Consider the following 26,603-nt stretch of genomic DNA (forward strand, 5'->3'; position numbering starts at 1 on the left):
CGCCCAGCGGGACATCCTGATCATTCCGGCGCAAGCCGGACGGCAATGTTTTTTTAGGGTACTCCTACCATGTTGGAAAAAGTGCTTATCGCCAACCGAGGCGAAATTGCGTTACGCATCCTGCGCGCCTGCAAAGAGTTAGGCATTAATACCGTAGCGGTGCACTCAAGCGTGGATCGCGACCTGATGCATGTACGGCTGGCGGACGAGTCAGTCTGTATCGGCCCGAACAGCCCCACAGACAGCTACCTGAACATCCCCGCCATTATCAGCGCAGCGGAAGTAACGGACAGCGTGGGCATTCACCCAGGCTACGGTTTTCTGGCGGAAAACGCCGATTTCGCCGAGCAGGTGGAAAAAAGCGGCTTCGTCTTTATCGGTCCCAAGCCAGACACCATCCGCCTGATGGGCAACAAAGTTTCCGCCATCCAGGCCATGCGTAAAGCGGGCGTGCCGACAGTACCGGGCTCTGACGGCCCCATCACTGAAGACAAAGAACGTACGCTGGAAGTCGCTCGTAAAATCGGCTACCCAGTCATCATCAAGGCCGCTTCCGGTGGTGGCGGACGCGGTATGCAGGTGGTCAACAGCGAAGCTGCGCTGCTTAACGCCATCCAATTGACGCAAAGCGAAGCCAAGGCCGCTTTTGGCGACCCCACTGTTTATTTGGAAAAGTTCCTCGACCGTCCCCGCCACATTGAAGTACAGGTGCTGGCTGACGGACAGGGCAACGTTATCCACCTGGGCGACCGCGACTGCTCCCTGCAGCGCCGCCACCAGAAAGTTCTGGAGGAAGCCCCAGCGCCGGACGTTGATCCTGAAGCCCGCGCCGCCACACTGAACTCCTGTGTGCAGGCTTGTCTGGACATCGGTTACCGTGGCGCAGGTACATTCGAGTTCCTGTACCAGGACGGGCGTTTTTACTTCATTGAGATGAACACGCGCGTTCAGGTTGAGCATCCTGTATCAGAGATGATCACTGGCGTAGATATCGTGAAAGAGCAGTTACGCATCGCCGCTGGCATGCCTCTGTCCATCAAGCAGGAAGACATCCAGTTCCGCGGTCACGCCATCGAGTGTCGCATCAACGCGGAAGATCCACGCACCTTCGCTCCCAGTCCCGGGACCGTCACGCATTACCACGCGCCAGGCGGCAACGGCGTGCGTGTTGACTCCCATTTATATAGCGGATATAAGGTTCCCCCTTATTACGACTCACTGATCGGCAAGGTGATTTGCTGGGGCTCCAACCGCAACAACGCACTGGATCGCATGAACAATGCTCTGGACGAAATGCTGGTGGAAGGCATCAAAACCAATATTCCTCTGCACCGCCGGTTAGTGACCGACGCAGGCGTACGCCGTATGGAGTACACCATTCACTATCTGGAAAAGCTGTTAAAAGCTTGATTTGAGGAACACAGGTGTCCTGGTTACAAGTAAAAGTCTTAACTGATGAAGCCGGGGCGGCCGCTCTGGAGCAGATTTTCGAGGGCCTTGGCGCCCTCTCCGTCACCATGCTCGACGCCGCCGACGATCCCGTCCTTGAGCCTGACCTTGGAACCACGCCCCTGTGGCGCAACACTCAGGTCGTCGCGCTTTTCAGCGCGGACACCAGCGCAGAAATGGTCCGTGAGCAATTGGAGCGTAATCAGATTGCGGCGGCGGACATTGAGTGCGAAGTCATTGAAGACCGCGACTGGGAAAGGGAGTGGATGACCCACTTCCACCCCATGCGCTTTGGCTCCCGGCTTTGGATTTGTCCAAGCTGGGGAGAGCCCGAAGATCCAAACGGCGTCAACCTATTGCTCGACCCCGGATTGGCTTTTGGAACCGGTACTCACCCCACAACCGCGCTTTGCCTCACATGGCTGGATAGCCAGAAGCTGCAAGGCAAGCAGGTTATCGACTTTGGCTGCGGCTCCGGCGTACTCGCCATCGCCGCCTTATTGTTGGGAGCGGATCACGCCACCGGCACGGATATCGACCCTCAGGCTCTGGAGGCCAGTCGCGACAACGCCGAGCGCAATAGCGTCAGCGAAGGTCTGACTCTGCACTTCCCAGAAAAAATGCCGGAGATGCAGGCGGAAGTCGTTATCGCCAATATCCTGGCGAATCCCCTGATAAGTCTGGCGCCCAAACTGGCGGCGCTTACCCTGCCCGGCGGCTCCATCGCTCTGTCCGGCATACTGAAAGATCAGGAAGAAGCTGTGGCGGAAGCGTACCGCAATTACTTCGAACTGGACCCCACCGAGTACAAAGAGGACTGGGTCCTGATCAGTGGTAGACGCCTGCCTTATTGATCGCCAATCCGGCGTCTTTTTCAAGGCGCCGGTTAGCCACTCCCGCGATAGACAGCCCCCCTCCGCTAGGCGACAATGGAGCGCAAAGTTGCTCTTGCAAATAGGGAACAATTCATTCATTTTTAAACAACTTTGTGAATGTGCGACGATCTCGGCGCCCCATTTGCAGGAACACCCCTAACATAGAGTTGGTCTACATTTAACTACTGACGCAGTTTTTTTCCAGGAGGCGTTTTGCTCACTCGCTGCCCACATTGCGCTGCAAGTTTCAGGGTTACTGATAAACAGCTGCAAGCCGCCCATGGCAAAGTAAGATGCGGCGCTTGTATGAAGGTATTCAACGCAGCGGAGCATTTAATGTCTGACAGCGCTCCAGCGCATGTGGACCCGACTCCCGTTAAAGCGCCGCCTCCCAGACCAGCCCGACAAGCGACAGCAGCAGCTCCCGCGCCTAAAGCAGCGGCGAAGCCCAAAGTTGAGCCCAGCGTAAAAGAAAGCGCAGTAAAAGCCTCTTCTTCAATTATCACTCCGCTCACAGCGATGGACCCAGACGACGATCTTGGCGATCTGACTGACGCGTTAGTCGCCGCCGGGGACGACGATGATGAATTCCTATTTCAGGATAATCCGGAAGAGGACAAAGATGACGAAGGCTACTCCGGCGGCATGTTCGACCAGAGTGAGTTGAGCGACAGCTTCAGGGAGCTTGATCGAGGCGGCCCCAGCGCTAAACGCGAATTTGAAACGCCGGATGAGCCGGAAGAAGAGGAAGCCACTGACGAAAGCTGGGCCGAACAGATGCTGCGTGAGCTGGAGCGTCCCGGACAAGCTGCGCCCCCTCCTCCGCCCGTTCAGGAAACAAAGCAGGACGTTAAAAAAGCAGCGCCTAAAGAGGCGTTGAAAGTCGAGCCTCCGCCGCCGCCCAAACCAGAGCCCGTTCCGGCGCCTGCTGCGCCGGAACCAGAACCGGAATACGAAAGCTATCCTGAGTTTGAAGCGCCCATGCACGCGGAGCCTCCCTCCCAGTTCCATGGGTTACGCGCAGAACCGATCAGTATCGATCACGCATATGAGCAGAAAGCGTCACCCGGAGTATTAAGTAAAATCATGTGGACCTTCGCCAACCTGCTGTTGGTGGTGTTCCTGGTTTCACAGTTGGCGTGGTTCCATTTCGATAAGCTGGCCCGCTACGACCAACTGCGCCCCTGGTACGCCAAGGCATGCGAAGTTATCGGCTGCACCCTGCCTTCTTTATATGACGTGGGCCAGATTCGTAGTCAGAACCTGGTGGTGCGCAGTCACCCATTGGTTAACAAGGCGCTGATCATTGACGCCATCATCACCAATCAAGCCAGCTTTGCGCAGCCCTTCCCAAATATTTCGCTGAACTTTTCAGACATTAATAACAACGTCATTGCGCATCGCATCTTTGCGCCGCTGGAGTACCTGTCCGGCGAAGCCAAGGACATGACGCAAATGCCGCCGGGCGCGCCTGTGCATATCACCCTGGAAATCCTCGACCCAGGTAAACAGGCGGTCAATTACACACTCGACTTCATCTCTGCATTATCCGGCCCGGCGCCCACCCAATAGAAAAGCGCCGGAAGCTACACGCCACTGTGACAAAGCTGATGTAAACAAGCGCGATTTGGACTTGACTCAGTGGCCAAGTTCTAGAAATAGGCCATTTAACCTATACGCCTCGTCGTTATGATTAACGAATGATCAACATATTGAGATTTGGGATAAAAAATACTCTATTTTTAAAATTTCAAGTCTTTCCCGTCATTAATCATCTGAGTATCATAGGCACCCCTATCCAGGGCGAACACTTTTTAGTCATTTCTTATGACCAGAGCGGAAGCGGCCGTGAAAATTGGACCCTATGAGTTGCGTAACAATTTGATACTGGCCCCGATGGCTGGAGTGACCGACCGCCCCTTCAGGCTGCTGTGCCGTAGTCTGGGCGCAGGCCTCGCAGTATCGGAAATGATGGCTGCGAATCCGGATCTGCGAGATACCCGAAAATCCAGATTACGTATGGATCACGACGGCGAAGGCGAGCCCATTGCAGTGCAAATCGCTGGCGCTGAGCCAGAGATGTTGGCCGAAGCGGCGAGATACAACGTCGAACATGGCGCGCAAATCATCGATATCAACATGGGTTGTCCCGCTAAAAAGGTCTGTAACAAAGCGGCGGGCTCCGCTTTGTTAAGAGATGAAGCCCTGGTGAAAGATATATTGACGGCTGTGGTAAGCGCTGTCTCTGTGCCGGTGACATTGAAAATACGCACCGGATGGAGCCGGCAGAGCCGGAACGGGGTGACTGTCGCCCGCATTGCGGAAGATTGCGGCATACAATCGCTCGCTGTGCACGGCAGAACCCGCGAGTGCAAATACGAGGGAACGGCGGAGTACGACACTATAGCTGAAATCAAACAAAGCGTTTCCATTCCGGTGGTTGCCAACGGCGATATTACCTGTGTTGAGCAAGCCAGGCATGTGCTGGATTACACCGGCGTCGACGCTTTGATGATCGGCAGAGGAGCCCAGGGGCGTCCCTGGATTTTCCGTGAAATCGAACACTTTATCGCTACCGGAGAGCGCTTACCGGAACCGCCAATGGATGAGATTAAGCAGATACTCATCGGTCATATTAAAGCGTTACACGAGTTTTATGGTGACTACCAAGGCGTCCGCATCGCACGCAAGCATGCGGGCTGGTATCTGCAAACCGCAAATATTGGGGCCATTTTCAAGTCACAATTTAATCGTTTAAACGATGCTCAAGCGCAGCTGGATGAACTCCATCACTTTTTTGAGCATCTGAGTATTGAAGGAGAGGAAAAAGCCGCATGACTACAGAATCTATCGTTACAACAGAAACCGGTTCTGGAGCTAATAATTTACTGACCGTGGAGCAGTCGGCCACTCAAACCATGACTTTGCGCGATAGCGTTGATCAAGCGCTGGCGAACTACTTCGCGCAACTGGACGGAGCTCCCGTCAAAGACGTCTATCAAATGGTGCTTTCCGAAGTTGAAGCTCCCCTGCTTGAGCAGGTGCTGAAATACACCCGCAACAACCAAACCAAGGCTTCTGTCCTGCTGGGCTTGAACCGCGGCACGCTGCGCAAGAAGCTGAAGCAGTACGATCTGCTGTAATCGCTGAATCACACATCTTTTAAAAGAGGGCTCGCCGACATTTCTCATCCAACTCTGAAATGTCCGGTACAAGAGCCCTCTTTTGTTTTTTGCGCAACAGGCTAAGCTTTTTTACGCTAGGGTCTGTTGGCGTTTCGGTAACTGACCCTGATAATTCTGCACTAAGGCAAGAGATCAACTTATCATGTCCAGCCCAGATAATGTGAAGATCAAACGAGCGCTCATCAGCGTTTCCGATAAATCCGGCATCGTCGAATTCGCCAAATCCCTGGCTGATCTCGGCGTGGAAATCCTGTCCACCGGCGGTACGTATAAATTATTGCAGCAGGAATCCGTCCCGGTGCGTGAAGTCTCTGACTACACCGGCTTCCCGGAAATGATGGACGGGCGGGTGAAAACGCTGCACCCCAAAGTACATGGCGGCATTCTGGGCCGTCGCGGTCAGGACGACGCCGTCATGGCGGAGCACGACATCGCGCAAATCGATCTGGTGGTCGTCAATCTCTATCCTTTTGAAGCCACCATCGCCCGCCCCAATTGCTCACTGGTGGATGCGATTGAAAATATCGACATCGGCGGTCCGACAATGGTGCGTTCTGCGGCGAAAAACCATAAAGATGTAGCGATTGTGGTTAATCCTTCCGATTACGACGGCATTGTCGCCGAGTTGCAGGCAAATGGCGGCGCGCTGGCTTTCTCTCGTCGTTTTGATCTCGCCGTCAAAGCGTTTGAACACACTTCCGCCTACGATGGCGCCATCGCCAATTATCTCGGCCTGAAGGTTCAGACTGAAGAAAGCGCTTATCCGCGCACGCTTAACCAGCAGTTCATTAAAAAGCAGGATCTCCGTTACGGTGAGAACCCTCACCAAAGCGCCGCCTTTTATGTTGAAGCAAACGCCCGAGAGGCCTCTGTCTCCACCGCCACGCAATTGCAGGGCAAGGAACTGTCCTATAACAATATCGCCGATACAGACGCGGCGCTGGAGTGCGTGAAGCCATTCGCCGACGCCGCCTGCGTTATCGTCAAACACGCCAATCCATGCGGCGTCGCCATTGGCGTAGACATCAAACAAGCCTACGAACTGGCCTATGCGACGGACCCCACCTCTGCTTTCGGCGGCATCATCGCCTTTAATCGCGAGCTGGACGCCGACACGGCGCAGGCGATTATTTCCCGTCAGTTCGTGGAAGTGATCATCGCGCCTAAAGTCAGCGAAGGCGCACGCGCCGCGCTGTCCGCCAAGACCAATGTCCGCGTGCTGGAATGCGGAGAATTCCAGGGCGAACGCCTCAGCGCGTTCGACTTCAAGCGCGTCACTGGCGGCTTGCTGGTGCAGGACCGCGATCTGGGCATGGTGAATATGGATGCGCTGAAAATGGTGACGGATCGCGCGCCGACGGAACAGGAGCTGAACGACCTGTTGTTCGCCTGGGAAGTCGCCAAGTTCGTGAAGTCCAACGCAATTGTTTACGCCAAGAGCGGACGCACTATCGGCATCGGCGCCGGCCAGATGAGCCGTGTCTACAGCGCCAAGATCGCCGGCATCAAAGCAGCGGATGAGAACCTGGAAGTCAAAGGTTCGGTCATGGCTTCAGACGCTTTCTTCCCTTTCAGGGATAGTGTTGACGCAGCGGCGGCGGCCGGCATTACGGCGATCATCCAGCCCGGCGGCTCAATGCGTGACCAGGAAGTGATCGACGCGGCCAATGAACACGGCATCGCCATGGTGTTCACCGGCATGCGCCATTTCCGACACTAATTCCGCACCAGCGGCTACCAGCGTCCGAGTAGCCGCCAAACCCCAATTACCGCGGAGCGTCAGGCTCCGCTCGCAAATGTGGAGCAAACAGATGAATGTTTTGGTCATCGGCAGCGGCGGCCGGGAACACGCCCTGGCCTGGAAAGCGGCGCAGGCGGATTATGTAAACACCGTATTTGTCGCGCCCGGCAACGCCGGTACAGCTCTGGAGCCCAAACTGGAAAACGTGGCGATTGATGTGCTCGACTTCGATGCGCTGATCGCCTTCGCGAAAGACAACCAGGTAGAGCTCACTATCGTCGGCCCGGAAGCCCCATTGGTGGCGGGCGTTGTAAACCGCTTCCAGGCGAAAGGTTTGCGAATCTTCGGCCCCTCTCAGGGCGCCGCGCAACTGGAAGGCTCGAAGGCTTTCACGAAAGATTTTCTGGCTCGCCACAACATTCCTACCGCCGCCTATCAGAGCTTCACTGAGATTGAGCCAGCCCTCGCCTACCTGCGCGAACAAGGCGCTCCGATTGTAGTGAAAGCAGACGGACTTGCCGCAGGCAAAGGCGTTATCGTTGCGATGACGCTGGAAGAAGCGGAAGACGCCGTGCGTGATATGCTTGCTGACGCCAAGTTCGGCGACGCGGGGCACCGCGTGGTGATTGAAGAGTTTCTGGAAGGCGAAGAAGCCAGCTTCATCGTGCTGGTGGACGGCAAGAACGTGTTGCCCATGGCCACCAGCCAGGATCACAAACGCGTAGGCGATGGCGACACCGGTCCCAACACTGGCGGCATGGGCGCTTACTCCCCTGCCCCGGTTGTTACCGATAGCGTCCATGAGCGCATCATGCGCGAAGTGATTTATCCCACCGTGCAAGGCATGGCGCAGGAAGGCAACGACTATGTGGGCTTCCTGTACGCTGGCTTGATGATCAGCGCTGACGGCGCACCGAAGGTCATTGAGTACAACTGCCGTTTCGGCGACCCGGAAACCCAACCCATCATGATGCGCATGCAGTCGGATCTGGTTGAGCTATGCATCGCCGCCACACAAGGCGAGCTGGACAGCAAAACATCGGACTGGGACGCGCGCGCCGCCGTGGGCGTAGTATTAGCCGCCGGCGGATATCCGGACAGCTATGCTAAAGGCGCCGTTATTTCCGGGCTGGAAAACGCAGACCGGGCTGACGCCAAGGTGTTCCACGCCGGCACGACCATGCAAGACGGCCATGTGGTCACTCAGGGCGGACGCGTTCTGTGCGCTACCGCGTTGGGCGCGGACGTCACCGAAGCGCAACAAAAAGCCTATGAGCAGGTCGCCCGCATCGACTGGCAGGATATGTACTACCGCAAAGATATCGCGTACCGCGCTATCGCCCGGGAACAGGCGAGTAAAAACGCCTGATTCTGCTTTTTTCGGCGGCGGTAATTCGCCGCCGAATCCCACCTTTTATAAATCCGTCGCGATTTCCGACACTTAACGCCTCCTCCCCCCTGCGTTCGCATATCCACGCGGCCGCCTGCTCATTTTTCGCGCCCGTGAGCCTTGGATATATTGAGTAAGCTGACCTATTCTTTTGAGACCGACTGAGAGATTTCAGGGCTTATAAGGACTAAGATGGATGCCGAAGAATACAAGGAACAGCGGACGTCTGCGCCAGCCGCAGGCCCACGCCGGGCCCAGGTCTGACAAAGTCCTTCCCAGCGGACGGCGCGCTGTAAAAGGTCCTTTTCTCGCCGTTCCTCATGAAGCCCGTTTTCAATATATCCTCGACGATATTCCCGAATTGATCTGCCGCTGGAAGCCGGATGGCGCCATCACTTATGTGAACTCGCAATACTGCAGTTACTTTGGATCTTCCAGAAACGCATTGATTGGAAAATCGATCTTCACCCTGTCGCCGGCTGCAGAACGCAATGTGATTCATGAACAAATGCGCCGGATAACGCAATCCTCCCCCGTCAGTCAGCAAGAACGCAAAGTGATCGACGGAAATGGAGCCCAGCGCTGGTTGCTATGGACGGATCGCGGAATATTTGACTCACAAGGACGGCTGCTGGAGTTCCAATCCATCGGTCGCGATATCACGGACAGCCGGGAAACCAATGAACAAATCGGCTCCATGGCCAGTCTGGCGACCTTGAGCCCTCACCCCATCATGCGCGCGACCCGCGACGGAGCCATTATCTACGTCAATTACGCAGCGGCGGAATTTCTCAAGTTATGGGGAACCGCTATTGGCGACCACATTCCTTCAACCTGGGCTGCCACACTGAAAAAAGTGATGGACTCAGGAAAGACAGCGATGCTGGAGTTAGAGCGCAACGGCCGGCATTTTCTACTGACTCTCTCCTGTGACCGCTCAGCGTCTTCTCAAGAAAAAGTCGCCAACCTCTATGTCACCGACATCAGTAAGCAGAAGCAAAATGAGGATGCATTGCGTCGCAGCGAAAACCGCCTCGGCGCCCTCGTGTCAGCCGAAGCGGACAGTATTCTGGTGATCGACGATGCAGGCGTCATCCGCTTCGCCAACCCGGCGGCGGAGCGTATTTTCGGTAAGCCCAAAGAGATGCTGATCGGCCAGTCATTCGGCGCTCCCTGCCTAATTGGCGACTATGCGGAAGTGGAGTTTCCCAGAGGCGGCAAGCGCATCGCGGAAATGCGCGCGCAACCGGTGCCCTGGAACGACATCCAGGCCCATCTGATCACGTTGCACGACGTGACGGACCACCGCAAGCGCGAACATTTGCTGCAGCGACGCAACCGCACGTTGGCGGTGCTCACCGCCTGCGACCATCACTTGGTGAGAGAGAGCGATGAGCGACGTTTAATTGATTCTTTCTGTCGTCAGCTGGTTGGCGTCGGCCGCCACCAAACCGCCTGGTTCGGGTGGGTGGACGACGGTCGTCTGGATACCTCCAGCAAAGTCATTCTGGCTGGAGACGAGACGCCGTTCACGCTAATGAAAGAGCGCCATCGTCTGGCCCTGGATGAGAATGATCCAGTGATCCGGGCGCTTCGCGAAGACTGCTCCGTAACGCAACACGATCTGTCAGAGCTCTACGGGCTTCCGCCAAACTCGAACAGCCAGCCTTTGAGTCAGTGTATGATCGCCTTACCCGTGGGCAAGTCCCCCGAGACGCTGGGGATCATGGTCATTTATTCGGAGTACGCGGAGGCTTTCGACCACGAAGAGATAGAGTTGCTTGAGCAGCTCGCGGATGACCTTTACTACGGCGTAGTCTCCCTGCGCACCCGGCATGCCCGGGAAAAAGCGGAGGAATCGCTGCGCTTGCGCGATCGCGCCGTGGAGTCGACCCCCAATGGCATACTGATTCTCAATGCGCGCCGCCCCGACTTGCCGCTGGTCTACGTCAACCCCGCCTTCGAACGCATTACGGGGTATAGCAGCGGTGAGGTGGTAGGAAAAGGACCGTTTTTTCTGCAAAGCGACATTGATGAAGACCGCCGCAGAGAGTCCCTGCACTTTTTGATTCGCAATCGGGAGGAAGGCTGCGTTCTATTGCGCAACCAGCGTAAGGACGGATCGCAGTTCTGGAATGAGCTGCACATCGCTCCGGTTTACGATGACCGTCGCATGCTCACCCATTTTGTCGCCGTGATCAACGATGTCACTGAGAGCCGACATTATCAGGAACAATTGGAATACCAAGCCTCCCACGACGATCTGACCGGCCTGCCCAATCGCAACATGATGCGCGACCGTCTGGGTCAAGAGCTGTGGCGCGCCGCCCGCAACAAACACAAAGTGGCGATCGTGTTTCTGGATATTGATCAGTTCAAGTTGATCAATGACAGCCTCGGCCATAACGCCGGCGACGCCATGTTGAAGGTGATCGCCAAACGGCTCACTGGCATGGCCCGCGCCAGCGACACTGTCGTGCGCTACGGCGGCGACGAGTTCGTCATCATTCTTCCGGATATCTCACCGCCGGAGAAAGTCGCCAGTTTCATTTCCCGCCTGATGGACGTGATCGCGCAGCCCATCCAACTGGATCATCGCGACATTCGGGTTTCCGCCAGCATCGGCGTCAGCATCTACCCTCAGGATGGCGACCACCCCGAAGTCCTGATTAAAAATGCGGATATCGCCATGTATCTGGCCAAAGAAGAGGGTCGCAACCGCTTCCACTTCTTTACCGAAGACCTCAACAAAACCGCGATGGAGCGTCTGGATCTGGAAGTGCGGCTGCGCGCCGCCCTGGAAAAACAGCAGTTTCATCTGGAGTACCAACCGCAAGTGGATCTGCGCAGCGGCGTCATCACTGGCGTCGAAGCGCTGTTGCGCTGGCATGAACCGGAGCTGGGCGACATTCCTCCCGGTAAATTCATTCCCATTGCGGAGGAAACAGGGCTTATCGGCGCCATTGGCGAGTGGGTCCTGCACGCTGCCTGCGTCCAGGCGAAAGCCTGGACTGATCTGGTCCCGCATCCGTTGACCATGTCCATCAACCTGTCAGCGAAACAACTGACCATGGCGCGTTTTGACAGCGCCTTGCACAGCATTCTCACCGACACCGGCGTGGACTGCCGCCATATCGAAATCGAGTTGACGGAAAGCGCCATCATGCGCAACGTGGACGAAATGCGCGAGCGTCTGAACCTTTTGAAGGAACAGAGACTCAAACTGGCGGTGGACGACTTCGGCGTGGGTTATTCCAGCTTCAGCCATCTGCGCAGTTTCTCCTTTGACCGGCTCAAGCTTGATATCACGTTCGTGCGCGACATCACTACCGATCCCAATACCGCTTCCATCGCCCGCACAGTCATGTCCATGGCCAGAAGCATGCATATGCAAGTGGTGGCGGAAGGCATCGAAACGGAAGCTCAGTTGCGCTATCTGCAACGACTGGGGTGTGACGTCGGCCAAGGCTTTTTCCTGGGACGACCGGCGTGTGCGCAGAACATCGAAGCGCTGCTCGCCAGCCCCCGTATTCGCTCCGTGCGTCCTCCCCCCTCCACCGCCGCCCGCAACCTGCTGGTGCTGGATGACGAAATGAACGTGGGCAGCGCCATCAAACGACTGTTGCGCCATCAGTTCAACGTGTTCCACGCCACCACATCGCGGCAGGCGTTCGACATCATGGCGCGCACGCCGATTCAGGTGGTTATCTCTGATCAGCGCATGCCGGACATGTCGGGGACGGAGTTTTTGAATCGGGTGAAAGAGCTGCACCCTAACGCAATCCGCCTGATCCTCACCGGTTATGTGGATATGGAGACCATCACAGAAGCCGTGAACAAAGGCTGGATATTCAAGTTCCTGACCAAGCCCTGGCAGGATGACAAGCTGCTGCAGGTCGTGACGGAGGCCTTCGAGCAGTATGAGAAAGAGCACCAGACGCGACTGCTGGACACAACGAGCGGAGTCAGCGATGCAGCCCGGGCCTGAGCCGTCGCCGGTAGAGCTGACGCTCTATGTGCAATCCGCCTCAAAAGTATCGCTGAATGCAGTTCGCGCAGCCCGCCACCTTTGCGAGAATGTGCTGACGGGGCGCTGCACGCTGAACATCGTCGACCTCGATCAGAGCCCCCAAACCGCCGAGCGCGACGCCGTGCTGGCGACGCCGACCCTGGCCTGTGGGAGTCGACGCATTATCGGCGATCTATCCGACAGCGCCAGAGTGTTGGAACTGCTGGAGCTGACGGCGCTCTGATCGCCGCATCGGGAATTACTCATCCTCCAGCGCGTCCATCTGCTCCTGATAAGCTTTACGTTCTTTGATTTCCTCCAGCAGATAAGCGATGACGCAGTCGTGAGTGCCAGGAAACTCTTCCTTGATCGTCAGCAGGTAACCTTTGGCCAGATCCAGATTGCTCTCCCGGCGACGCATATAGGCCACGGAGACATGATATAAGGCGTGAGAGCGCACTTCCGCCGTCTGGGTCTTGTCGTTGTAGATATCCAACAGCAGTTCAATGGCCTGATCCAGGCCATGAGGCGGCCGGTTTTTCACAAACTCGATGATTTCCGGGCTGATACGGTACTGCTGGCGTGGACAGTCGATACCTTCGAAATCTTCCTGATATTTGGCGTATCCCTCTTTCACCGCATGAACAAAGTCATGTTTTTGCTCCGTACGTTTGACGATGGCCACATCTGTCGCCACCGCCGCAGCGCCGGCCCAACACCCCGCCAGTCCCAGACAGGTCAGCGCAAGCGCCAGTCCCGAAAGCAGTTGTCTCAGCATAATACCCCTCGCAGTCTTTGTAGGCAGTTCTTCTAGATAATTCTTATGCGCCGTTTTAAGGGCGGCTATTCCGCACGAACAGCCACCGGCAGGCGTTTTTCGCGATCATACTGAATTCCGCGACGATTTCAGTGACATTCCGCTACTTATCTGATTTCGGGCAATTTTCTCCAGCGTCGGCGCCGGAGTTTATCTGCTTTGCAAACGCACTGGAGCTATGGCCAAGCCGCCGACGCAACCGCTATGATAGTGAGCGTTTTTATTCAGGGAACGCACAACCATGTATGACAGCCTGCCTTTATTGAGCTCCGAGGAAGAAAAGTCCGCTCACTACCAACACACCCTGCGGGCGATCCGTCACGCTATCGAGGGAGAAACGGACTGGACGGCGATTCTCTCCACTGTCGTCTGCGAGCTTCATCATCGCTTCGAGTATTTTCACTGGACCGGTTTTTACCGCGTCGTGGCCCATGAGTTAATGAAAGTAGGCCCCTATCAGGGCGGCCATGGTTGTCTAACTATTCCGTTCAATCGCGGCGTTTGCGGCGCTGCGGCGCGCGAACAAAAAGTGCAGCTGGTGCCTGACGTTAACAAGTTTCCCGGCCATATCGCCTGCTCCGGCACAACGCAAAGCGAAATTGTTCTGCCGCTGTTCAACGCCAATGGCGACGTTGCCGCCGTGCTCGACATCGATTCCGATCACATTGACGCGTTCGATACCGTAGATGAACGTTTCCTAGCGGAACTGCTGACTGATCTGATCCCCCTGGCTCCCTCCCCCTTGTTCTGAGCCCGCGAATCACATGGCCTTCGGGGTTAAACCGAGGGCTGCTTAAGGCCTTATCTGTACTCCTCACCGCCGTCATAACAGACTCTGCGCCGTCAATCTGTATCCCTGTAAACGACGACAATCTGTGGCTTATCGTAGATTTAACGCTCCCCTTACAATAAAGATCCTCAATTCGATAAATTAATGCCGTTGCGGCAATAGAGACAGTATGCAGGCCACCTATATCCCTTATCTTTTTGTCTTGTTGTGGGCGACCGGGTTCGTCAGCGCCAAATGGGGCCTGCCTTACGCCGAGCCCTTCACCTTTCTTAGCCTGCGCATGTTGCTGGTCGTGCCTCTTTTCGCGCTCCTGGCGATCACTATGAAGCGCCCGCGGCTTAACGCCGAGCAGCGCCGCCAGCAAATGATTACCGGCATCGGCACTCATGGTCTCTACCTCGGCGGCGTGTTCTATGCCATTGCGGCGGGCATGCCGGCGGGCATCGTCGCTCTGATTGTCGGCGTGCAGCCTTTGCTGACCGCGCTAGTCAGTTGGCCTTTGGGAATTGGCTCGCCCTTACGTCCCTTGCAATGGATTGGCGTGATGCTGGGACTGGCGGGATTAGGCGTTGTGGTGCTGCAGGGCGGAAAACTATCTGGACATATTACCGGCGCAGGCCTGACCGCCAGCATTATCGCCTTGCTGGGCATATCCGGAGCAACGCTCTGGCAATCGGTTAAGGGGGGCAAGACGGACTTGATCTCTGGTGGCTTATGGCAATACATCGCTGCGCTGATCATGTTCCTGATCGCCGCTTTCACGCTGGAAACCCGTGAGGTGCAATGGAATCCCAACTTTATTGGCGCCTGGATGTGGTCCGTGTTCGTGCTTTCACTGGCGGCGGTGTTGTTGTGGCTGTATATGCTGAAGATCGGCGAAGCCACCAAAGTGACGCAGTATCTGTACTTAACGCCACCCACCACAGCAGTTATGGCTTATCTGTTGTTTGACGAGCCCTTAACCCTGCAAACCGGTTTGGGCGTCGCGCTGGTAGTGGCCGGGCTGTATCTGGCGCGACGCGGCGCCATTGCTCGCAAGCCGGCGCTGTCAAAGGCCTAAAACGCTCTAAGGGATTAAATATCCTCATCCGTTGTGAGGCGATTGCGTCCGTTGTCCTTGGACTCGTACAACAGGACGTCCGCCCGCCGGATCAGATTGTCCAGCGAATCCCCCAAAACATCCGTGGCGCCGATGCTGACCGTCAGGCGTAGATGATCGGAAAGAAATGGGATAGGGGTCTGCTCCACTTTGTGCCGGAACGACTCCAGCATTGGCGAGACCTTCTCAATGCTCATGCCGGGAAACAGCACACAGAATTCCTCGCCGCCAAAACGGGCCGCGAGATAATCCCCAAAAGCTTCCCCTATCATCTCGGCGAAAGCGCAGATAGCGCGATCTCCCGCCTCGTGTCCATAGGTGTCGTTGATGCGTTTGAAGTGGTCTACATCAATCATCGCCGCCGTCAACGGCTCGCCACTCTCCTCAGCAACCCGATACAGCTCCTTGGCCGCGCTGAACAAGTAACGCCGGTTATACATTCCGGTCAGATAATCCCGATTGGCCGCATCGTTCAACGCCTGAATATTCTCCATGGCTTCGATGTTGTGCATGATGCGGCAGTGAAATTCCTCGTGAAAAAACGGCTTCATCAGAAAGTCATTGGCGCCGTTCTTGATGAATTTGGCGGACAGCGTAGCGCTGCCATATCCAGACAGACCAATGATGACCAGGTCTTTCTTGTCATACTCCCTGCGCAACGCCCGAGTCAGTTCGAAGCCATCCATTTCCGGCATGTTGTAATCGGAAATCAGCATTTTGATATCCGGGTCCGCCTTGATCATTTCCAAGGCTTCACGCCCATGCTTCGCCAGTTGCACCTGATACAGATGCGTGCCCAGCAATTGCCGCACGTAGTGTCGTGAGGTGTCTGAGTCATCCGCCACCACCACTTTGATGCTGCGATTACGCAGCAGACGACGAATAAGGCGGGTGACGTACTCGTAGGAATAACGGCTTTCTTTGACGACGTAATCGACTATGGGTTTCTGCAGGATGGTCTCGCGCTTACCTTCATCATAGGTGGCGGTGAGAACAATGCAGGGCAGCTTTTTCGACAGCACGTAATCGAGCACTTCGCCATTGGGCGCGTCCGGCAGATGCAGATCCACCACCGTCACGAAATAAGCGCCGGGATCTTTTTCCAGAAACTCCTGCGTCTCCTGCAGCGTTCCTGCGCTATCGCAAGGCAGGCCAAGCTCGGTCTTGATCAGGTGACGCAACACTTTCGTGATCATCACACTGTCTTCAATCAGAAGAATTCGTTCATTCATGCCAGATTATATCTTTGCGGCAGTTCGCCAAGAGAGTCAGGTGAGTCTAGTCTACATCCTATCTTTTAAGATTAGTTGAAGCGCACCGCGCGGCAAGTAATTATGACATCCTGGCTCATTCCGCCTGCGAGGCATTGGCGCCTTCCCATCCGCGATGAGCCCGGGGCTCACCAGAATCTAATAGAACATCCGGCCAATTGGCGTTAAAAAATGCTTCTGCTAGCCTGCCCCGACTTACAATAATCCTATTGATCTGCTTGGCAAAAAATCAACAATCCGGCATAGGACGTCCATGCGAACCCATACTCAAATCATCTGTCTGGCTGCGGCCGTCATCGGTCTACAGGGATGCGCCGGTCTTTCCGGCCCTGCGACATCAAACACACCCTCGTTGGCCTTTTCCGCCCCCGCAGCAGGCGAGACCAAAGCCGCCGCCATCCCTGTCATCACCCTTTTCTTTAACGAAGCGCTGGACCCCGCCAGCGTCGACGCCAGCGCCATCGAGCTGAAACTCGATCCCACGCGAATTATCGATATCGCGGAGCGGGAGTACGACGCCCAGGCCAACGTATTGACGTTGCGCCTCGCCATGCCTCTACCGCTGTCCACAAATGTCGCGCTGAATGTGAGCGGCCTGAAAAGCGAAAAAGGACAATCCGTCAGCACTATCAACCTGAGCTTCACCACTGACGACACTTATCGCTATCGCGGCATCGAATTCCAGGATGGCCGTATCAGTGGGTATTTCGAGGAGTGGAGAGAGTCTCGCGAAGGCGAAGAGGTGAACTTTAACGTTAATTACATAAACTCAGGTTCGGATCAGGTTTGGTTCACCGGCGATGATGAGATCAGTCGCTATGTCCGCACCCGTTCGACTGCGGAAGAAACTCTGGAGGCGACCTTTGTCGCGCCGGGCGCCGACGGAGTCTGGCTCACCGACGATGACGTTCCGGAAAGCTACACCCGTCTTCGTTCTTCCGACACGCTATACCAGTCTGCGCAGTACCAGGGCCCTGGTCCTGACGGAGTCTGGTTCACTGACGACGACGCTTCCGATAATTGCGCGCTGCAAAGCTCCGAAGGCGACGAGGAACAATCCGTCACTGTTTACAAGCGCAGCCGCCAGGGCGCAGACAATCAATGCTTCACCGCCGACGACGTCATCCTTGAAGTCAATCGCGACGAGCAGAAGACCCAAGGCGACAAAATGCGCACCGCCAGCTGGGTATACAGCCATCCCGGCGCCGATGGCGTGTGGGAGACGGCGGACGACCAGGTCAGCGCTTTCAGCGTGTCCGACTATGATGACGAGACCAGCGCCGTCGCCAATTACGCTTCCCCTGGCAAGGACGGCGCCTGGCTCACCCAGGATGACCGCCTGAGCGACTACAGCATCACCACCACCAAAGAGGGACTTACCCGCACGGTGTTCTACCGCGACCCCGGTTATGACGGCCTGTGGCGCACCGCTGACGATATCCCCTTCGGCTACTCCGAGGAGCGCAGCGATGCGGACGGGCATAACATCTACAGCAAAGAAGTGAACAATCCCGGGCCTGACGGCGTCTGGTTCACTCAGGATGATTTACTGGCCAGTCACGCCAAGAGTGAAACGGATGAGAACGGCAATTTCAGCCGCTGGATCAACTACAGCTCCACAGGCCCTGATCGTGAGCCCTTCACCGATGACGACCTGATTAACGAGTACTACACTTCCACAACCAGCGCCGACCGGGAAAGCATCGAAGAAGCCGGTTTTCGCGCGCCGGGAGCGGATGGCGTGTGGTTTACTGCGGACGATACGCCAACGACATTGTCCAGACGCTGGGAGCGACAGGATGAGGAGACTCAGCGCAGCCTGAGCGCCACCTACAATACGCAAACCGCCGCCACCGTAGGACAAATCAGCGATGACGCCATTACCTACTACAGCGTCAGCGAATCGCAGGCGGGGTATTACATGGACGCCAGCTATCAGTCCCCTGGCCCGGATGGACAGTGGCTGACCGCCGACGATACGCCGGCCACCATGACGTTGAACTACTCCGATCCGCAAGAGTGACGATGCTCGCTCCGGCGGCCAACGCCGCCGGATAATTTCAGATTGATGTCGCCGCGCGACCGCATTAAAGTAGTCCGGTGTCAGATTTACTTAGCGTTTTATACTCGTGCCGAATTTTGCATTCCTGCTCAAACGAAAGACTGGGAAACCGGGGTTCCACCTTGCGGCCGGGATTTGCGCATGCAAATAAAATAATTCCTGGGGAATCCATGAAAAAAAACCGGTCGCGATTGCTTCGCCGCCGGTTTTTTTTTGCCCGTAACCCAGGTACGTCAATTCTATTGCCAAGGAGTTAATTTATGTTTCGTGGTTCCTTAATCGCCATGATAACGCCATTCATCAACGGCCAAGTGGATGAGAAAGCGCTTGCCGGTCTCGTCGACTGGCAAATCAAACATGGCGCTCACGGCCTGGTTCCGGTGGGCACGACAGGCGAGTCCCCCACGTTGACGGAAGAGGAACACAAACGGGTGGTGGCGCTGGTGGCGGAGCAGGCGCATGGCCGAGTTCCGGTAATCGCCGGGGCTGGCTCCAACAACCCGGTGGAGGCGGTGCGTTATGCGCAACACGCTCAGCAGGCGGGCGCGGATGCGGTGCTTTGCGTCGCCGGATATTACAACCGTCCGTCCCAGGAAGGTTTGTACCAGCATTTCAAAATGGTTCATGACGCAATAGATATTCCCATCATTGTCTACAACATCCCGCCTCGCGCGGTCGTGGACATTAAGCCGGAAACCATGGCGAGACTGGCGGAATTGCCGCGCATCGTCGGAGTGAAAGACGCCACCACCGATTTGGCCCGTATCAGTCGTGAGCGCATGCTGATCAACAAGCCTTTCAGCTTTCTTTCCGGCGACGATATGACTGCCATCGCGTATAACGCCAGTGGGGGGCAAGGCTGCATCTCGGTTTCCGCCAATATAGCGCCGGACCTGTACGGTCAAATGCAAACCGCCACTCTGCAAGGCGATTTCCGTGAAGCCCTACGTATTCACGACTTGCTGGCGCCTCTACACGAAGCGTTATTTCGCGAACCCAGCCCTGCGGGCGCCAAGTACGCCGCCTCGTTGTTAGGCCTTTGCAAGGAGGAATGCCGCTTACCCATCGTTCCGTTAAGCGAGCAAGCAAAATCGGATATCAAGAATATAATCAATGAGTTATACAAATAGCTCAATAATCGTACAATTAAGCGTCTAATACCAAATGGTAATATCGTCGAGGAAATATTCGCGATAAGAATATCCCTACTGATACGGATAAAAAATACAAGCAGTAAACTCCTACCGTCTCAATATCAGGGCTAACGCGCCGCGAGACGACAAAGTTTAAAATGAAATATTTATTTCAATGATTGTGTTTTGGAATGGCAGTGGTATTTTAAACTTCTCCTACCGCCTCTCCAGCAGGTCCCGGAAGTACTGACCTGCATGTATTAGTGGGTATTATCGAGAATAAGGACGCCCATCGTTACGGAGTCGTAACCTGGGCCCGCCGCTGCGGAGTGTTCCGTTGCGGCTTTCAGAGATCTATGGAAATCCTGAAAGAAGGACTTTGTAATGGACTTTCGACTCGATGATGAGCAGCTCGCTCGTGTCTCCCACGTGCGTGAATTCGCTCAACAAGTACTTTCGGAGTCGGCCCGGCGACGTATAGCAGAATCCGCGTTTGATCGCGAACTCTGGAACCGGGCTGCGGATTTGGGACTCTCTGGGCTCCCTATCCCCGAGCAATGGAGCGGCTCCGGTTTCGGCGCCCTGGACACCATGCTGACAGTGGAAGCGCTCGGTTTCGGCTGCACTGACATGGGACTTGTCTTCTCACTCTGCGCGCACATGTTCGCCTGCGCAGTTCCCATCTGGCGTTACGGTAACGACGCGCAACGCCAACACTACTTACATCGCATCTCCAAGGGCGAGCTTATCGCCGCCAACGCCATCACCGAACCGGAATCCGGCTCAGACGCTTTCGCCATGCGCGCCAGCGCTGTCCGGGACGGCGACACTTACATCCTGCGTGGTGAAAAATGCTTCGTCACCAATGCGCCAGTGGCCGATCTGTTCCTGATATACGCCAAGACGGACCCCAATCAGAGCTTTTTCGGGGTCAGCGGCTTCCTGGTTCCCCGGGACACGCCAGGGCTTTCAGTGACCGATGGCGGCTCCAAAACCGGCTTGTGCACCAGCCCATGGGGCTCACTGTATATGGACGACTGTCGCATCCCCGCTTCCGCTCTGTTGGGTGAAGAAGGCGGCGGCGCGCCGATGTTCCATGACTCCATGATCTGGGAGCGTGGCTGTCTGTTCGCCGCCTATGTCGGCGCTATGGAGCGCGCATTGCAGCAAAGTATCGACCACGCCCGCAACAGAAAGCAGTTCGGCCAGCCCATCGGCCGTAACCAGTCTGTCTCGGGTCGGCTGGTGGATATGAAGTTGCGCCTGGAAACCTCCCGACTCTTGCTGTATCGGGCTGGCTGGCTATACGACCAGGGCGAACCCTACGAGGAAGCTATCGCCCTCAGCAAACTCTGGATCTCTGAATGTTCCGTGCTAAGCGGACTGGACGCCATGCAGGTCTTCGGCGGAACCGGCGTTTCCAGCGCCGCCGGCGTCGACCGGCTGCTCCTGGATTCCCTGCCATCGAGGATATTCTCGGGCACTTCTGAGATTCAGAAAGAGCTGATAGCCAGGCATATGGGATTGCGCTGACGCGATATTTCATACGGTCTAAAAAAGGAAAATACGGGAAAGGAAGTCTGTAGCAGCCTGTTCGGCTGATTTGCCTGCATTACCCCGTCACCTGAGTTTTGAAAGCCTTCACCGGCTTTCAGGGGCTGCTTTTGCCTTGTGAAAAGTACAAGCGCTTCAACGCCCCTCGCGACACTAATAACCAAGAGCCCGCACTCATACGGGTCATACGACAGCGAGCAGAGCAGATCCAATGAAAATAGTTAAGATTCTCAGATATTTATTCGGCGCCCTCTATGTCATGGCGGGCATCGCCAAGGCGTTTCCCCAAATTGAAGATGTCGGCGTCACCCTGCAAAAAGCCGCCGCCGCCAACCAGGGAACCTGGCTGGCCGGTCTCAGCGAATGGCTGGCGGCTCATGCCCAGTTAATGGCCTGGGTCAGTGGCTTCGCGCTGCTCGCATCCGGTCTTTGCTATTTATTCAATCGCCTGCTGGTTCCCGCGGTTATCGGCCAGTGCGTCATGCTGGCGGGCTTTGTCGCCCTACTCCACCGGGCGTTTCCACAGATTGTGTTCGTGGATTTGATCTTTCTGATTGTCGCCCTGCTTGTCCTGTGGGAATCCGCCAATCAGAAGAAGTCTCTGTACGCCCTGTCCCACTCTTAATCCGACGGACAAATAGCATCCTCCTATTTGTCTTTCATCGACAGGATCTGCGCAGGTCAGGCCGTGATCGGACTCATTTCAACTAAAACAACGGAAAGGTAGGAACAGATGGAATCACAAGACAATTCACAATATGCAGGCGAAGCGCCTGTATTTCCCAGCAAAGACTTTGAATGCAATCAAGGTTCCTTTGACGAGACAGACGCGTCGCCCCCGCAACACGTCGGCGATTTTGACGTGATAATTGTTGGCGGCGGCGTATCTGGACTGTCTTCCGCCTGGAAGCTGCGCGAGCGCAAACTATTGGTGCTGGATCAACGGGACCGCTTCGGCGGCGCGGCGCGTCTGGAGCAACGGGATGGCCTGTTATACGCCAGCGGCGCTTCCTGCTTTCAATTGCCCACAGGCGACAACGAAGTCTCCCATCTGCTGCAGGACCTGGACTTGTGGAACCAGTGGCGCTCCACTGCGGAAGATACCCTGGTCATCTTTGACACCAAGCGCCTGATGAAGGGTCTGGGCGAAGTCACCGCCGCCTTGCTGAAACAGCCCAAAGAATTACTGAAGCCCGCCGTCTGGGGACTGACCGCCAACCTGCTGTACAGCGCCATGTCAGGCAAACCCTTCATTTCTGCAGAGAAGAAGTTAGGCGACCCCATGTTCGCCGACTTGTTTCAATATCTTAATCGTTTCACTCCTGATTCCGGCAAACACCCCGCCATGCCTTGGCGGGAAGGCTGCGACTGGACGCGTGAGGAAATGGAGCTGTTTGATTCCGTATCCCTGCATGACTTGCTGTTCGACCCCGCGACACGACGCTCCCTGCCGCAGTATCTGGTTCCCAGGCATCGTTTTGGCTCATTAGTGAAAGACGCGGTGGAGACCACACTACGCGTAGAGTGCCTTTCTATAAAGGACGTCTCCGCCTACGTCGGCCTGCATTTCCTGGTGGGATACCTCTATCGCCCACTGGTGACCTTTCCCGGCGGTAACGGCTACATCGCGGATCGCATACGCCAGCGCCTGATGAGCACGGGTTCCTGCAAATTCAAGGCGGGCTCCAAAGCCTATTCCATCACCCAGAATCAGGAAGGCGTAAAAGTCTGTTTCCAGCAGGAAGGCAAAAACTATTACGCGAACGCCAAAGCGCTGATCTGGGCCGGCGCCAAGCACGCCGCCGTACCAGTGGTGGACGGATTACCGCCACAGCAAAAAGCGGCCATCGCGGAAATTGAACACAGGGACTACGCCATCGCCGGGGTGTATCTGAAAAAAGCGGCGCTGACCAATTACTTCGGCGGCTACGTCATTGAAGGCGATATTGGCGGTCGTTACCCAAATAGCTGGTGCCGCAGCGGCGTCTGCCTGGCGGCGAACTGGAAAGACCCGTCCTACGCCGGCGACCTAGGCGTCCTGACGCTGCTTAAGCCCATTTCCGGCGCCGCCGATCAGGGCAAGCTGGACAAAGCGAGTTTCCGCAACCTGCAACAAACCGCCTATGGCGAAGTGCGCGACATGCTGATCGCCACCGGTCACTCCCCTGAGCTGATTGAAGACATCAAATTATGGCGCTGGCCCGGCGGCCTGGTGGTGTCCAAGGTAGGCCAAATGAAACATGACGTCTTCGCCAACGCCTCTCGGCCCGTCGGCGCAGTGTTCTTCGCCAATCAGGACAGCGTCGGCATGGGCAATATGGAAAGCGCTATCTGGGCCGGCTGCCACGCCGCGGATCAGGTGCGCCAACACCTCCGCTCTCACAGCAGCGTCGTTTCCCATATCGGCGACTATGCCGCGACCCAGAGCTAAGACGCCAATCAAGGAAAGGGAACTGACATGTCTTACGATTCGCACATTGTAGAAGTCTCCGGACAACAAAAGTCCAACACACAAAGCCTGGGCGGCAAGGCCAGCTCGCTCAATACGCTGGCGGCGGCGGGATTTCCCGTACCCAGAGCGTATTGCCTGACCGTGGACGCTTACGCCTCCTTCCTGCAGGAGTCAGGGCTGGATCAATGGATCAGCGGCCTGGAGCAATGGGACGCCAGCGCGTTTACGCAAATCCGCCAGCGTATTGAAGAAACGCAACTGTCCTCTCCGTTACGTCAGGCGATCGTCAGCGCATACAAGGACATCGGGGCAGAACGCGTAGCGGTGCGTTCTTCCGCCATCAGCGAAGACAGTGAAGAACACTCGTTTGCAGGCCAGTACGACACCTATCTGCATGTAGAAACCGAAGAAAACCTGGTGGACTGCGTAAAGCGTTGCTGGGGGTCTTTCTGGACAGAACGCGCCCACGCTTACGAAGGCCGTCAGGATCAACGCCGCAGCAACGACGCCGAGGCGCCCAAACAAGGCATCGCTGTAGTGATTCAAGCCATGATCGACGCAGACGTCGCGGGGGTTTTGTTCACCGCCGACCCACTGAACGGCGATCCGCAGCGTACGGTGATTGAGTCATGCTGGGGGCTGGGCGAAGGCGTGGTTTCGGGTCAAGTAACCACCGACACCTTCGTCGTCGACAATCAGAAAATGGAGCTGCTGGAGCAAACCCTGCGGGAAAAACCGGTGATGTCCACCCGCGCGGAGAACGGCGGCGTCTGCCTGCGCAAAACCGCGTCCGATAAAATCAACGCCCCCACCCTGAACGAAAATGAAGCCCTGGCCCTGGCGGGTTACGCCAACGCCATCCGCAGTCACTATGGGCGGGAGATGGACATTGAGTGGGCGCTGAAGGACGGCAAGATCTGGATTCTGCAGGCCCGCCCCATCACCGTAACACCGACCCGCGGCGATAATCGCCTGTTTGCGGACGCCGATGAAAGCAATGGCTATATACGCGATAACGCGCTGTTCTCACGCATGGATACCGGCGAAATCGTCACCGGACTGATGACGCCGCTGGGGCTGTCGTTCTGCCGTTTTTACCAGCACAACGTACATGGCCCTGCGGTCAAAACCATGGGGTTATTGGATATCGGCGATTCACAGCACTACATGGGGTATTTGCAGGGGCATGTGTATCTCAATATTTCCGCGTCGGCGATGTTGCTTACCCAGTGCCCTCCAACCCGGGACCCGTTGAAGTTCACCAAGCGTTACTCTACGGAGGAAGTGGACCTGAACTTCTACACCAACCCCTACGGCAAAGCGCCGCAAGGGCTGCAATATCTCAAGAGCGTGGGCTACTGGACGCTGTATCAAGTGCGCAACCTGGCGACTGCGGAGCGCACCGTGCGCGACATGATCACATTGCGCAAGCGGGAAACCGAGCGCTTTCTGAAGCTGGATCTCAGCACGATGTCGCTGAGCGAGCTGGATGCGGAACTGCAACGTATCGACCGTTACTTCCTGGAATCCTGCGCCGCCTATATGCCATTCTTTCTGCAGTCGTTCGCACTGTACGACGCCCTCGCCGAACTCTGTGAGAAGTGGCTGGGCGACAGCGGCAAAGGCTTGCAGAATCGCATCAAAGCGTCTCTCAGCAACCTGCGCACCATCGAAGTCACCCGCGGCGTGTGTGATCTGGCGGCCTCCGTCCAACGTTCCAGCCACCTGCGTCAACTGGTGCTGGAGACGCCGTTGGAACAATTGGCGCAGAAGCTACAAGACGACGACAAAGGCGCGCGCTTCTGGAACAATGATTTCATGGCGTTCCTGCGCGACTATGGCGCCCGCGGTCGTCAGGAGTTTGAACTCAGCATCCCCCGCTGGGCCGACGATCCCAGTTATCTGCTGCAGGTGATTCGTATGTACCTGACCAGCGACGTGCAGTTGGAGTCGCGGCTGGAGGAAATCGACCGCAAACGGGACGACGACACCCGCGCCCTGCTGTCCGGTCTGCCATTGCGCATTCGCCTGCTGTTCAAGTTCGTTATCTCCACCTACGCCAAAATGGCGGAGCGACGCGAAGCCACCCGGCCCACCTACATCGCGCAAACCTGGTTCTATCGCAAAATCATCGTCGAAGTGATGCGTCGCCTCAGCGCGGAGAAAGTACTGAAAATGGAGGACTTGCCTTACATCGACTTCAACGAGCTGCGCGATTACGTGGCGGGAAAAAAACCTGCTCAGCAGGCTTTCTCCGCAGAGCTGATTGAGCGCAATCGCCGCAGTCACTTGTTGAACCAGCGTCTGCAGGAGCCGCCCATGGCGATTGTCGGCGGACATACCCCCAGGCGCGAAACCGCAGAAACGGAGCCAACGGATGGCGTCCCCGTGTTCCAGGGCATCGGCGCCAGTCCCGGCGTCGCCATGGGGCGCGCCCGCGTCATCACGGATCTGCCCCGGCAGGCGGAAGAGTTTCAGCAAGGCGAAATACTGGTGGCCCGTTTCACCGACGCCTCCTGGACGCCGCTGTTCGTGCTCGCCGCCGGCGTCGTCGCCGACGTGGGGTCGATGTTATCGCACAGCTCAATCGTATCCCGGGAATTCGGCATCCCCGCCATCGTCAACACTAAAACCACCACTCGCCGCATCCGCACCGGAGATATGCTCTATCTCGACGGAGACGCAGGCATCGTGCGCATAGAAGAACGCAAGGAGGACGCCAGCCAGTAGATATCCGCCTGACAATAAAAAATGCAATGAGCGCAGCGGCCCGCCA

The 26,603-nt window shown here is 56.4% G+C and carries 19 protein-coding genes and 1 pseudogene; 18 read left to right on the top strand and 2 right to left on the bottom strand.

Annotated features, from left to right (window positions below):
- Positions 1–69: 69 nt before the first annotated feature.
- From accC to ACQYWX_RS26355, 10 genes and pseudogenes are all read left to right on the top strand, one after another.
- Positions 70–1,410 carry an acetyl-CoA carboxylase biotin carboxylase subunit gene (gene accC, locus ACQYWX_RS26310; protein ID WP_127973488.1) on the top strand — a complete coding sequence of 447 codons (1,341 nt, stop codon included), beginning with the start codon at positions 70–72 and terminating at the stop codon, positions 1,408–1,410.
- Between the two features lie 14 nt (positions 1,411–1,424).
- Entirely contained in the window at positions 1,425–2,303 is an 879-nt protein-coding gene (gene prmA / locus ACQYWX_RS26315) for a 50S ribosomal protein L11 methyltransferase (RefSeq protein ID WP_431686909.1), read from the top strand.
- Between the two features lie 234 nt (positions 2,304–2,537).
- Positions 2,538–2,600: pseudogene (locus ACQYWX_RS26320) on the top strand (MJ0042-type zinc finger domain-containing protein); the annotation flags it as partial.
- A 60-nt stretch (positions 2,601–2,660) separates the two neighbouring features.
- Positions 2,661–3,896: a DUF3426 domain-containing protein gene (locus tag ACQYWX_RS26325; protein ID WP_253938539.1), complete on the top strand. Its 1,236-nt coding sequence runs from the start codon at positions 2,661–2,663 to the stop codon at positions 3,894–3,896.
- A gap of 255 nt (positions 3,897–4,151) precedes the next feature.
- Positions 4,152–5,162 (top strand): tRNA dihydrouridine synthase DusB, encoded by a 1,011-nt coding sequence (gene dusB, locus ACQYWX_RS26330; protein ID WP_216738650.1) that lies wholly within the window; start codon positions 4,152–4,154, stop codon positions 5,160–5,162.
- Complete coding sequence (gene fis, locus ACQYWX_RS26335) at positions 5,159–5,467, top strand: DNA-binding transcriptional regulator Fis (RefSeq protein ID WP_127973491.1); 309 nt, start codon at positions 5,159–5,161, stop codon at positions 5,465–5,467. The genes dusB and fis overlap by 4 nt, the downstream gene beginning before the upstream one ends.
- A 184-nt stretch (positions 5,468–5,651) precedes the next feature.
- The gene (gene purH / locus ACQYWX_RS26340; RefSeq protein WP_279506242.1) at positions 5,652–7,229 is read left to right on the top strand and encodes a bifunctional phosphoribosylaminoimidazolecarboxamide formyltransferase/IMP cyclohydrolase; all 1,578 of its coding nucleotides are present in this window, start codon (positions 5,652–5,654) and stop codon (positions 7,227–7,229) included.
- Positions 7,230–7,320: 91 nt separating this feature from the next.
- Positions 7,321–8,619: a phosphoribosylamine--glycine ligase gene (gene purD, locus ACQYWX_RS26345; protein ID WP_431686910.1), complete on the top strand. Its 1,299-nt coding sequence runs from the start codon at positions 7,321–7,323 to the stop codon at positions 8,617–8,619.
- Positions 8,620–8,836: 217 nt separating this feature from the next.
- Positions 8,837–12,628: an EAL domain-containing protein gene (locus ACQYWX_RS26350; RefSeq protein WP_431686911.1), complete on the top strand. Its 3,792-nt coding sequence runs from the start codon at positions 8,837–8,839 to the stop codon at positions 12,626–12,628.
- Positions 12,612–12,893, top strand: coding sequence for a circadian clock KaiB family protein (locus ACQYWX_RS26355; RefSeq protein ID WP_431686912.1), 282 nt, complete (start codon positions 12,612–12,614; stop codon positions 12,891–12,893). The genes ACQYWX_RS26350 and ACQYWX_RS26355 overlap by 17 nt, the downstream gene beginning before the upstream one ends.
- Before the next feature lie 15 nt (positions 12,894–12,908).
- Here the strand turns inward: ACQYWX_RS26355 and ACQYWX_RS26360 are convergent, their stop codons facing one another.
- Positions 12,909–13,427 (bottom strand): hypothetical protein, encoded by a 519-nt coding sequence (locus tag ACQYWX_RS26360; RefSeq protein WP_216738645.1) that lies wholly within the window; start codon positions 13,425–13,427, stop codon positions 12,909–12,911.
- Positions 13,428–13,707: 280 nt separating this feature from the next.
- On the opposite strand from ACQYWX_RS26360, the gene ACQYWX_RS26365 reads away from it, so the two are divergent.
- Both ACQYWX_RS26365 and ACQYWX_RS26370 read left to right on the top strand, forming a co-directional pair.
- On the top strand, positions 13,708–14,217 hold the full coding sequence (locus ACQYWX_RS26365; protein ID WP_216738644.1) for a GAF domain-containing protein: 510 nt from the start codon (positions 13,708–13,710) through the stop codon (positions 14,215–14,217).
- A 208-nt stretch (positions 14,218–14,425) separates the two neighbouring features.
- Positions 14,426–15,316 (top strand): DMT family transporter, encoded by an 891-nt coding sequence (locus ACQYWX_RS26370; RefSeq protein ID WP_216738643.1) that lies wholly within the window; start codon positions 14,426–14,428, stop codon positions 15,314–15,316.
- Between the two features lie 14 nt (positions 15,317–15,330).
- On the opposite strand, the gene ACQYWX_RS26375 is transcribed toward ACQYWX_RS26370, so the two are convergent.
- The gene (locus ACQYWX_RS26375) at positions 15,331–16,587 is read right to left on the bottom strand and encodes a diguanylate cyclase (protein ID WP_431686913.1); all 1,257 of its coding nucleotides are present in this window, start codon (positions 16,585–16,587) and stop codon (positions 15,331–15,333) included.
- A 292-nt stretch (positions 16,588–16,879) separates the two neighbouring features.
- On the opposite strand from ACQYWX_RS26375, the gene ACQYWX_RS26380 reads away from it, so the two are divergent.
- From ACQYWX_RS26380 to ACQYWX_RS26405, 6 genes are all read left to right on the top strand, one after another.
- The gene (locus ACQYWX_RS26380; protein WP_431686914.1) at positions 16,880–18,649 is read left to right on the top strand and encodes an Ig-like domain-containing protein; all 1,770 of its coding nucleotides are present in this window, start codon (positions 16,880–16,882) and stop codon (positions 18,647–18,649) included.
- 299 nt (positions 18,650–18,948) lie between these two features.
- A complete protein-coding gene (gene dapA / locus ACQYWX_RS26385; RefSeq protein ID WP_279506230.1) occupies positions 18,949–19,818 on the top strand; it encodes a 4-hydroxy-tetrahydrodipicolinate synthase in 870 nt (289 codons plus the stop codon).
- A 387-nt stretch (positions 19,819–20,205) separates the two neighbouring features.
- Positions 20,206–21,354: an acyl-CoA dehydrogenase family protein gene (locus ACQYWX_RS26390; RefSeq protein WP_431686915.1), complete on the top strand. Its 1,149-nt coding sequence runs from the start codon at positions 20,206–20,208 to the stop codon at positions 21,352–21,354.
- A 232-nt stretch (positions 21,355–21,586) separates the two neighbouring features.
- Positions 21,587–22,000, top strand: a complete 414-nt coding sequence (locus ACQYWX_RS26395) for a DUF6041 domain-containing protein (RefSeq protein ID WP_279506228.1) — start codon at positions 21,587–21,589, stop codon at positions 21,998–22,000.
- A 108-nt stretch (positions 22,001–22,108) separates the two neighbouring features.
- On the top strand, positions 22,109–23,806 hold the full coding sequence (locus ACQYWX_RS26400; protein ID WP_431686916.1) for an FAD-dependent oxidoreductase: 1,698 nt from the start codon (positions 22,109–22,111) through the stop codon (positions 23,804–23,806).
- Positions 23,807–23,833: 27 nt separating this feature from the next.
- Entirely contained in the window at positions 23,834–26,557 is a 2,724-nt protein-coding gene (locus ACQYWX_RS26405) for a PEP/pyruvate-binding domain-containing protein (RefSeq protein WP_431686917.1), read from the top strand.
- Positions 26,558–26,603: the final 46 nt, after the last annotated feature.

The organism is Hahella sp. NBU794, from assembly GCF_050749805.1.
Classification (GTDB): domain Bacteria; phylum Pseudomonadota; class Gammaproteobacteria; order Pseudomonadales; family Oleiphilaceae; genus Hahella.